Origin of the sequence: Microbacterium sp. K41 (assembly GCF_004794395.1) — a bacterium.
Classification (GTDB): domain Bacteria; phylum Actinomycetota; class Actinomycetes; order Actinomycetales; family Microbacteriaceae; genus Microbacterium; species Microbacterium sufflavum.
In genome coordinates this window covers 1-3,778 of the sequence record NZ_SSDO01000226.1, presented here as the reverse complement: position 1 = coordinate 3,778, position 3,778 = coordinate 1, and the positions used below count along the sequence as shown (strand labels likewise).

Sequence of the window (3,778 nt, the reverse complement as noted above, 5' to 3'; positions counted from 1 at the left end):
CGGTCTTCCTCGTCCACCTGCTCGGGCCGACGCTGCTGATCGGCGTCGGACTCGGGGGCGCGTTCGTCGCCACGACCCAGCTCGCGGTCGACGGGGTCGACGGGGGAGAGGCGGGACTGGCGGGCGGACTCATCAACACCAGCCAGCAGATCGGAGGTGCGGTCGGCCTCGCGGTCCTCGGAACGATCGCGGGACTGCGCACCTCGGCGCTCGATGCCGCCGGTGTCCCTGCCGCCGAGGCGATGACGGGCGGCTTCTCCTGGCTCTTCCTCGGCGCCGCCGCGCTCGCCGTGATCGGCGCGGGAACCGTCGCGGTGTGGCGCCGCCGCTGAGGTGCGGCAGTCGGCCCCGCGCGTCGCTTCCGTACGACGCGCGGGGCCGCTGCGTGCGCACCTGCACCCTTCCTCTCCGCCGGCACCTCCGCCATGATGAAGGGGACCGACCGCGAAGGAGACCCCGTGTCGCTCACGCCGCCACCGTCGCAGCACATCGAGACCGCCGCCTCTGCACTCCCGGGCGCCGTGGTGATCGCGGGCATTCGACGAACTCTGATCTGGATGGTGGTCGCGGGCGTCGTCTACTCCGCGTTCATGACGGGCAGCAAGAGCTACTGCCCGGGCGGTTACGACGGCAGCGGCGGCTTCGTCGATTCCGAGGGTCGGTCGGTCGACCAGGCCCCCGTCTGCGTCTCGATGGCGCTTCAGTCCAACGTGCTGGTCTACGTCGCCCTCGCAGCGATCTTCCTGATCGCGCTCGGTCGCGTGACGAAGGCTGCCGACGAGCGTGCGGCACGGCGGACGCTGGAGCGCGCGATGTACGGAGCCGGCGTGCTCGTCGTGATCGCCGTCGTGGTGTCGCAGGTGTGGTTCCAGTCGATCGATCTCGAGCAGTTCACCTCGGGGTCCTGGTCCGTCGTGAGCCCCTTCCCGCTCGGGATCATCGACGTGTCGACCACCCCGATGACGACCCCCTGACCGCCCGGAGCTACCGCCCCGCCCGCACCCGGAGGGTGAACGCCACCGCGGCGAGCCCGATCACCACCACCCCGTACCCGACGCACACCGCCTCCAGCCCGACCACGCCGACGAGTGACCCGGCGACCACGGCGGGCACGCCGAACGCGAGATAGGCGAGCACGTACAGCACCGCGAAGGTGTCGGCGCGTTCGGTCGGGGGAATGCGCGGTGCGAGCGACGCGACCACACCGGAGAACGCCGTGCCGAAGCCCATGCCCGTGACCGCGGCCGCGCCCAGGTAGAAGGGGAGGGAGCCGACCCCGAGCGCGAGGAGCGACAGCAGGGTGCCGAGGCCGAGCGCCGCGGTGCCGAACAGCACGCTCGTGTGCGCCGAGCGCCCGCGCATCGCGAACGCCGTGACCGCCCCGACCCCGGCGAGCAGCACCACGCCGAGGCCCTGCCACACGTGCGCGACGCCGCCGAGCTCACGCGCCACGATGTTCGCGCCGAGCGACAGGAACAGCCCGCCCGTGGCCCACCCCGCCACGACGGCCGGGGCTCCACGCCAGAAGTCGCCCCGGATCGCGGCGGGGATCGACAGGCGGAAGCTCAGCGACGCCCACGCGCCCGGCCGCCGCAGAGCCGTCTCCGGCACGACGAGGAACAGCGCTGCGAGCAGCACGTACACCGTGGTGAGCGGGGCGAACACGTCGAGCAGCGCCTCCTGGGTGAGGTCGAGCATGACCGCCGACACGAGCGCACCGAGCGCGAGTCCGATGCCGGGGCTCAGCGCGTTCCACAGCGCGGCCGTCTTCGCTCGACCCCCGGGGGCGAAGTCGAGCACCGTCGCCGACAGCGCCGAGATCAGCGCCCCGCTCGCGACGCCCTGGAGGATGCGCGCCACGAACAGCACCCACGCGGCGTCGGCGTGCCAGAACAGGAACATGCTCCCCGCGAGCATCAGGAACCCCACGACCGCGACCGGTCGCCGCCCCACGTGGTCCGACAGCGACCCGGCGGTGAGGAGCGTCAGGAGCAGTGCGACCGCGTACACCGCGAACACCGCGCTGATCACGACCGGCGCGAACCCGATGTCGTGCGCGAGCACGGGATAGAACGGCGAGGGTGCGCTCGCTCCCGCCATCATCAGGATCTGCGCGACCACGACGAGCACGAAGCCGAGCCGGGTGCGCGTCGCGGTCGGGCGGGGGCGCCGGGGCGCGGCGGGCGGGGCGGTGACGATGGGCTCGGTGGTGGTCATGCGCGGCTCCTTGACAGTTCGAGAATCATCGAACTCTCGGAGCGTACTCGCCCTCGCGCCATTGTTCAACTATTCTCGAACCATGCCTGGCGACCTGCCCCACCCGGAGCGCTCCGAGATCCAGCTGACCGAGGTGCTCTTCGCGCTCAGCGACCCCGAGCGACTGGCCATCGCGCGCCAGCTCGCCGACGGTCCCCTCGACATGGCCTCCTGCCACGCGACCGACCCGAACCTGCCGAAGTCCACCAAGTCGCACTTCATGAAGGTGCTGCGCGAGGCCGGCGTCATCCGCAACGAGCCCAACGGGCGGCGCCGCATCCTCACCCTCCGCCGCGACGACCTCGACGCCCGCTTCCCCGGGCTGCTCGACTCCGTACTGCCGGGCTAGTCCGCGCGCGCCCCGTCGTCGTCCGGCACCCACCGCAGCAGGTCGCCCGGCTGGCAGTCCAGCGCCACGCACAGCGCATCGAGCGTCGTGAACCGCACCGCCTTCGCGCGGCCGTTCTTCAGCACGGCGAGGTTGGTGGGGGTGATCCCGATGCGCTCCGCCAGCTCGCCGACACCGATCTTCCGGCGCGCCATCATCACGTCGATGTCGACGACCACCGGCATCAGATCACCTCGTCGTCGAGCTCGGACCGCAGGGCCCGCGCCTCCGCGTCGCGGTCGATCGCCTGCCGCAGCAGCGCCTTCATCACCACGACGAGCAGGGCCATCCCGGCGAGCACCACTCCCGCACCGCCGATCAGCGCGACGACGCCGGGCGCCATCTCGCCCGGGGCGAGCAGGGCCGCGAGCACCCACGCGAGCACCGCCGCCGCCAGGATCGCCCCGATGATCGTGTCGACGAAGCGGAACGAGGATGTCGAGAAGAGGGATCCCCGTCGCACCTTCCGGAGCAGGATCCACACGCACACCCCGAACACCTGCATCGTCGCGACGCCCAGCACCAGGATCGCGACCAGCGTGATGCGCGCCCACGTCGCCTCCCCCTCCAGGTCGGCGTACACGAGCGGCGCGATCACCGTCTGCACCACCAGCGACCCGAGCAGGGCGAGGGCGATCACCACCTGCAGCGCGATCGTCGTTCCCTTGGCCATGCGACACCTCCCGTCGAGAAACAACAGGAATCTATCGTTAATCGTTCGATGAGGCAAGCGCGAACGACGGCCGCCGGAGCTACCGCAGCACGAGGCCGATCTCGAACGACCGCCGCCACGGCAGCGTCAGCTCGTCGATGCGCACGCCGTCGGCGGGGAGCATCGACTCCAGCAGCGCCGTCAGCTCCGCACGGATCACCCGCGACGCCTCGGCCACCCGCGCGTCGTCCGCCATCGGGTAGATGTCGGGGAACAGCGACGGCCCGGAGTCCGTGCGCACGACGGCCTGATACGCGAAGTCGTCCAGCAGCCGGGTCAGCAGGGCGATCCGCGCCGCCCGCTCGTCGAACGACCCCGTGGCCCGGCCGACCACTGCGGCGGCCGCGACCGCGACCACACTGCCGAGCGTGTTCCCCGCCGTGTTCCAGCCGCCGAACGCCTCCAGCCGCCCGAGCAGGTCG

General features: G+C 71.8%; 6 protein-coding genes and 1 pseudogene. 3 read left to right on the top strand and 4 right to left on the bottom strand.

Going from position 1 to position 3,778, the window contains the following annotated elements; translation table 11 throughout:
• Nucleotides 1-332, top strand: a pseudogene (locus tag DW309_RS06135) (MFS transporter); the annotation flags it as partial.
• A gap of 126 nt (nt 333-458) precedes the next feature.
• Entirely contained in the window at nt 459-974 is a 516-nt protein-coding gene (locus tag DW309_RS06130) for a hypothetical protein (RefSeq protein ID WP_240753133.1), read from the top strand.
• A gap of 10 nt (nt 975-984) precedes the next feature.
• Here DW309_RS06130 and DW309_RS06125 read toward each other — a convergent pair whose 3' ends face one another.
• The gene (locus DW309_RS06125; protein WP_136044862.1) at nt 985-2,217 is read right to left on the bottom strand and encodes an MFS transporter; all 1,233 of its coding nucleotides are present in this window, start codon (nt 2,215-2,217) and stop codon (nt 985-987) included.
• 82 nt (nt 2,218-2,299) lie between these two features.
• On the opposite strand from DW309_RS06125, the gene DW309_RS06120 reads away from it, so the two are divergent.
• Nucleotides 2,300-2,605 carry an ArsR/SmtB family transcription factor gene (locus tag DW309_RS06120; protein WP_136044861.1) on the top strand — a complete coding sequence of 102 codons (306 nt, stop codon included), beginning with the start codon at nt 2,300-2,302 and terminating at the stop codon, nt 2,603-2,605.
• Here DW309_RS06120 and DW309_RS06115 read toward each other — a convergent pair.
• The 3 genes from DW309_RS06115 to DW309_RS06105 form a co-directional block, all read right to left on the bottom strand.
• Nucleotides 2,602-2,829, bottom strand: coding sequence for a helix-turn-helix domain-containing protein (locus DW309_RS06115; protein ID WP_136044860.1), 228 nt, complete (start codon nt 2,827-2,829; stop codon nt 2,602-2,604). The two genes, DW309_RS06120 and DW309_RS06115, sit on opposite strands and share 4 nt — an antisense overlap.
• Complete coding sequence (locus DW309_RS06110; protein WP_136034449.1) at nt 2,829-3,317, bottom strand: DUF2975 domain-containing protein; 489 nt, start codon at nt 3,315-3,317, stop codon at nt 2,829-2,831. The genes DW309_RS06115 and DW309_RS06110 overlap by 1 nt, the downstream gene beginning before the upstream one ends.
• 79 nt (nt 3,318-3,396) lie before the next feature.
• A partial coding sequence (locus DW309_RS06105; protein ID WP_136044859.1) for a DUF4127 family protein occupies nt 3,397-3,778 on the bottom strand: 382 nt, incomplete at its 5' end.